This window comes from Cellulomonas endophytica (assembly GCF_004123805.1).
GTDB classification, from domain to species: Bacteria; Actinomycetota; Actinomycetes; order Actinomycetales; family Cellulomonadaceae; genus Cellulomonas; species Cellulomonas endophytica.
This window is the reverse complement of sequence record NZ_RWJX01000133.1, coordinates 1-4,330: the sequence shown is the minus strand read 5'-3', so window position 1 is coordinate 4,330 and position 4,330 is coordinate 1. Positions and strand designations below refer to the sequence as shown.

4 protein-coding genes are annotated in these 4,330 nt (G+C 77.1%); all 4 read right to left on the bottom strand.

All coding sequences use genetic code 11. The features are described from left to right. A partial coding sequence (locus EJA20_RS18050) for a hypothetical protein (RefSeq protein ID WP_164984061.1) occupies nt 1–972 on the bottom strand: 972 nt, incomplete at its 3' end. Then, a complete protein-coding gene (locus tag EJA20_RS18045) occupies nt 969–2,096 on the bottom strand; it encodes a glycosyltransferase family 2 protein (protein WP_164984060.1) in 1,128 nt (375 codons plus the stop codon). The genes EJA20_RS18045 and EJA20_RS18050, both read right to left, overlap by 4 nt. Nucleotides 2,097–2,363: 267 nt before the next feature. Next, nucleotides 2,364–2,888 carry an LPXTG cell wall anchor domain-containing protein gene (locus tag EJA20_RS18040; RefSeq protein ID WP_129339898.1) on the bottom strand — a complete coding sequence of 175 codons (525 nt, stop codon included), beginning with the start codon at nt 2,886–2,888 and terminating at the stop codon, nt 2,364–2,366. Between the two features lie 95 nt (nt 2,889–2,983). After that, nucleotides 2,984–4,330: DUF4012 domain-containing protein (locus EJA20_RS18035; protein WP_129339897.1), on the bottom strand; the 1,347-nt coding region annotated here is incomplete at its 5' end.

The following is a 4,330-nucleotide window of genomic DNA, read 5'->3' as shown; positions in this document are numbered from 1 at the left end:
CCGCGTGCGACCCGTTGCGGCCCGTCGAGGCTCCACCCCGACTCCACCGCCACCGCGCACGGTGGCCTGCCACATCTCGACGACGTCCAGCGACCCGAACCGGCTGCCGGACACGGAGCGCGCGGCGGTCGGCGCCCAGAGCGCGAGCCCGGCGGCGGCGGGCACGGCCGCCGCGAGGAGCACGAGCTTGTTCCGCTGCAGCACCGCCACCATGACGACGACGAGGACCAGGCCGGCGGCGATGGAGGTCCGTGCCTGCGTCATCCAGGTCGTCACGAGCACCAGGACCACGCCGACGACGCCCGCCAGGCGGCGGGGGGTGCGCAGGACCATCCAGACGAAGAGCGGGAGCACGACGATCAGGTAGGCGGCGAGCTCGTAGGCCCCGCCGAAGGTGCTGATGACGCGGTCGGGCGGGACGGGGCGGTAGACGCCGAACCGGAAGCCGCCCACCAGGCCCGCCGCCTGCAGGAGCGCCACGCCGAAGTGGAAGTGGACCGAGGCCTCGAGCATGGCCACGAGGCCGCGGGCCTCCCGTGCGCTCGAGAAGTACGCCACGCCGCCGAGGAACAGGACGAAGTACTCGTAGCGGCGCAGCAGGAACATCGCGGCGATCGCCGGGTCCTCGACGGTCCCGGCCGCCGTGCCCACGAGGATGCCGACGAGCCCCACCGGGAGCAGGAGGAGCAGCCACACGGTGATCGTCCGTGCCGGCCGGGGCAGCGTGACCCGCCGCGCGAGGAGGTCGCCCAGCACCTTGAGCAGGAGCAGGCTGAGGAGCAGGTCCTCGCCGCGCAGGCCGACGGTCGTGCCGGGGACCGCCAGGACCGTGAGCTTCGGGACGAAGACGATGTAGGCCGCGGTGGCGAGCACGAACAGCCGCGGCGAGGCGACGAGCACGAGCGCCAGCGGCAGGAGCAGCGCGACCGCCGCCGCGGCCACGGCGGCGGTCGTCACGACGGCGTCGATCACGACCGGCCCGCGGTCGTCCCGGCCCCGATCCCCTCGGGGGCGGGGCGCGGTGCCGGGACGGCGTCGACGGCCCCGCGGGCGGTGCCGGGGACGCCGTCGCGCGGCAGCGGCGAGGGCTCCGCCGCCCGGGCCGCGCGCGCCGCGAGGAGGCGGCGCGCCACCACGTCCCGGGTCGCCACGACCGCGAAGCGCGCGGCGATGCCCAGCGGCACGAGGGCCTGCGGCACGGCGCTCCCCCGCGGCGGGTAGTCGCGGAAGAACAGCAGCATGCTCCGGTGGAAGTGCCAGTTGAGCCTGAGCGAGCGGTGCCGGCCGGAGGTGCCGGCCTTCGCGTGGAGGGCGGTCACCGTGCCGTCGTACGCGACCTCCCAGCCGGCGCGGTGGAAGCGCATGCACCAGTCCAGGTCCTCGCCGTACATCCAGTAGCGCTCGTCGAGGAGGCCCACGTCCTGCAGCGCCTCGCGGCGCACGAGCATGAAGGCGCCGTTGACGGCGTCGACGTAGGAGAAGCCGCGCTCGGGCACGTCGGGAGCCGTGTACCGGCTGGGAGCGCCGGGCAGCCTCAGCAGGTGCCGGACCGCGTCCTCCGGGCGCGGGAAGCACCGCTTGGCGGCGTGGTCGAGGGTCCCGTCGGCCTGCTCGAGCCGGGGCCCGATCATCCCGATGGCCGGGTCCTCCGCCAGGCGGCGCAGGAGCGGCCCGAGCACGCCCGGGCCCATCTCGGCGTCGGGGTTGAGGAGCAGGACGGAGGGGGACCGCACGTCCCGGAGCACCCTGTTGTTCGCCCGCGCGAAGCCGCTGTTCCACGGCTGGCGGTGCACGGTGACCTCGGGGAACTCCGCCTCGACGGCGTCCGCCGTCCCGTCACCGCTCGCGTTGTCCACGACGTGCACGGCCAGCCGCAGCCCGGGCTCGCCCGCGCGGCGCAGCGCGCCGAGGCACCGGCGCAGCAGGGCCAGGGAGCGGTAGGCCACGACGACGACGTCGACGTCGACCCCGGGCACGTCGGTGCCGCCGGTGGTGGTGGCGGTGGTGGTGGTGCCGGTGGTGCCGGTGGTGGCGCCGGTGGTGGTGGGTGCGCCGACGCCGTCGGCCCGCTCGGTCGCACCGTCCTGCTGGGACATGTCATCGCTCCTCGGCGCCCGCGCCCGGTCGCGCCGGGTGCCCGCCTGTCGTCTCGTCCGACGTCCTCTGGTCGTCCTCAGGGCTATCGGCACGCGGGCACGGTCGGTTGAGGGCGCCGGGGCCCTCCGCACCGTCACCGCACCGTCACGGCGACGGGGCCGGGACCTGCTCGGGGGCGCCGGGCGGACCGGGGTCGTGCACGGGGGAGGGGACCGGGCCCACGGCCCGGTCCCCTCCCCCTGCTCCGTCATCCGTCAGCGGACGGCTCACGCACCGATCGCGTGCCGACGGCGGGCGACGACGACCGCGCCCGCACCGCCCAGCACGAGCGCGGCCGCGCCGGCGGCGAGGACGCCGCTCTGCGAGCCGGTCTGCGCGAGCGAGCCCTGGGCGGCGGCCGCGGCGGTGCCCGCGGGGGCGACCGTCACCGCCTCGGACGCGAGCACCGCGCCGGAGGCGTCGGCGATGGCCAGGCTGAAGGAGCCGGCCGTCGTGAGGCTGACGTCCCAGGAGACGGTCGAGCCCGTGGCGACCTTCTGGGCCGTCTTCGTGCCCGCGATCTCGATCGCGCTGCTGGGGATGCTCGCGGGGGTCGTGGTGACCGTGAGCGTGTAGGTCTGGCCCGCCTCGACGCCGGTGGCGCCGAAGCCGAAGGCCTCGCCCACGACGGGGGTCGGGTCGGTCAGGACGCCGTCGTAGCCCGGGGCCTCGTACGCGAGGGCGGCGGAGGGCACGAGCGCCACCATCGCGAGGGCGGCGCCGGCCGTGGCGGCCACGTGGTGCTTCTTCATGATCTCTCCTGTCTCGCAAGCTCGTCGGCCGGCGAATCACGCGGCCATGACGTCCACGGCCTCGCCCAGGGCATCGGGCCCGGGGGTGCCGACCTTCAGCAGCCGCCGCGAAGGTCACCCGAAAGGGCGAGGGGCTGCGCGAGCGGCGTGCTCGCGACGACCAGCGGCCCCGCGAGCGCCGCGGGGAAGGACAGCTCGGCCTCGACCGTGACGGCCTCGCCGGGCGCCAGCTCGACCGTGCGCGCCACCACCGCCAGGCCCTCGTGGGTCGCCGACAGGACGCCCGGCACCCCGGCACCGACGGAGACCTCCTCCACCCGGCCGCCGGTGGGGGCGTACAGGAGCACGTTCGTCCGGACGTGCCCCGGGGTGAGCAGGTCGCCGACGACGTACGCCGGCAGGCCCGCCGCCCCCGCGGGGACGTGCGAGGCGAGCGTGGCCCGGACCGTCACGGTCGCCGTGCCGTCGACGCGGCAGGTGCGCGGTCCGACGTCGACCGCCAGCGACTCGTAGAAGCCCGTCTTCGCCCGGCTGCCGTCGTTGAGGTACACCCCGACGACCGGCCCGGGGGCGTCGGCACCCGCCGTGGCCGCGGTGCCGTCGGCGCCGCCGCCCGACGCGCCCCGGACCTCCCCGGCGAGGGCGGTGCCGGACAGCAGGCGCTGCTCCTCGGGGTGCGCGGACCAGAGCAGGACGCGCCCGGGCGACCCGTCCCGGGCGGCCGCGGCGAGCAGGCCCCGCGGGTCCCGCATCCCCTCGAGGACCGCGGCGAAGACCCGCCCGGCGGTCTCGACGAAGAAGGCGTCCTGCTCGGCCGGGTCGCCGACCTCGAGGTAGACGGTGCTGAGCAGCACCCGCACGGCGTTCTCGGCGGTGAGGCGGCCGCCCTCGGCGTCGGCGACGGGCCCGGGCGGCAGCTCGACCGGTCCCGTGGCGCGCAGCAGGGGCTCGAGGGCGGCTGGGTCCACGGACAGCACGCCGTCCACCTCGCCCCCGACCCCCTGCCCCCAGATCGCGCGGGCCAGCTCGGCCGCGCGCGGGAAGTGGGGCGTGAACGTGACGTCCCGCAGGTCGGCACCGAGGTCGTCGCCGAAGAGCCGCCGCTCCGCGTCCGTGAGGGGGAGGACCGGCGCGTCGAGGTTGCCGAGGTCGCCCCCGGCCCTCTGGTCGAGCACGCGGACGGCCCCGTCGTCCGCCCCGAGCAGCAGGACCGCGCCGGGGATCCCGCCCGTCGCCCGCGGCTCCGCGGTGTTCTGGACGAGCACGAGGTAGGTCCGGGGCCCGTCCGCGCCGAGCATCGCCGGCGCGAGGCCGGCGGCGCGGGACGCGGCGGCGGTCGTCGGCGCCAGCCCGTCCAGCGCCCCCCGCAGCTGCGACAGCGGCGCCGCGACGGCCGGCCACAGGTCGGCGTCGGCGGCGGCCGCGAGCCGCGCGCGGCCCCC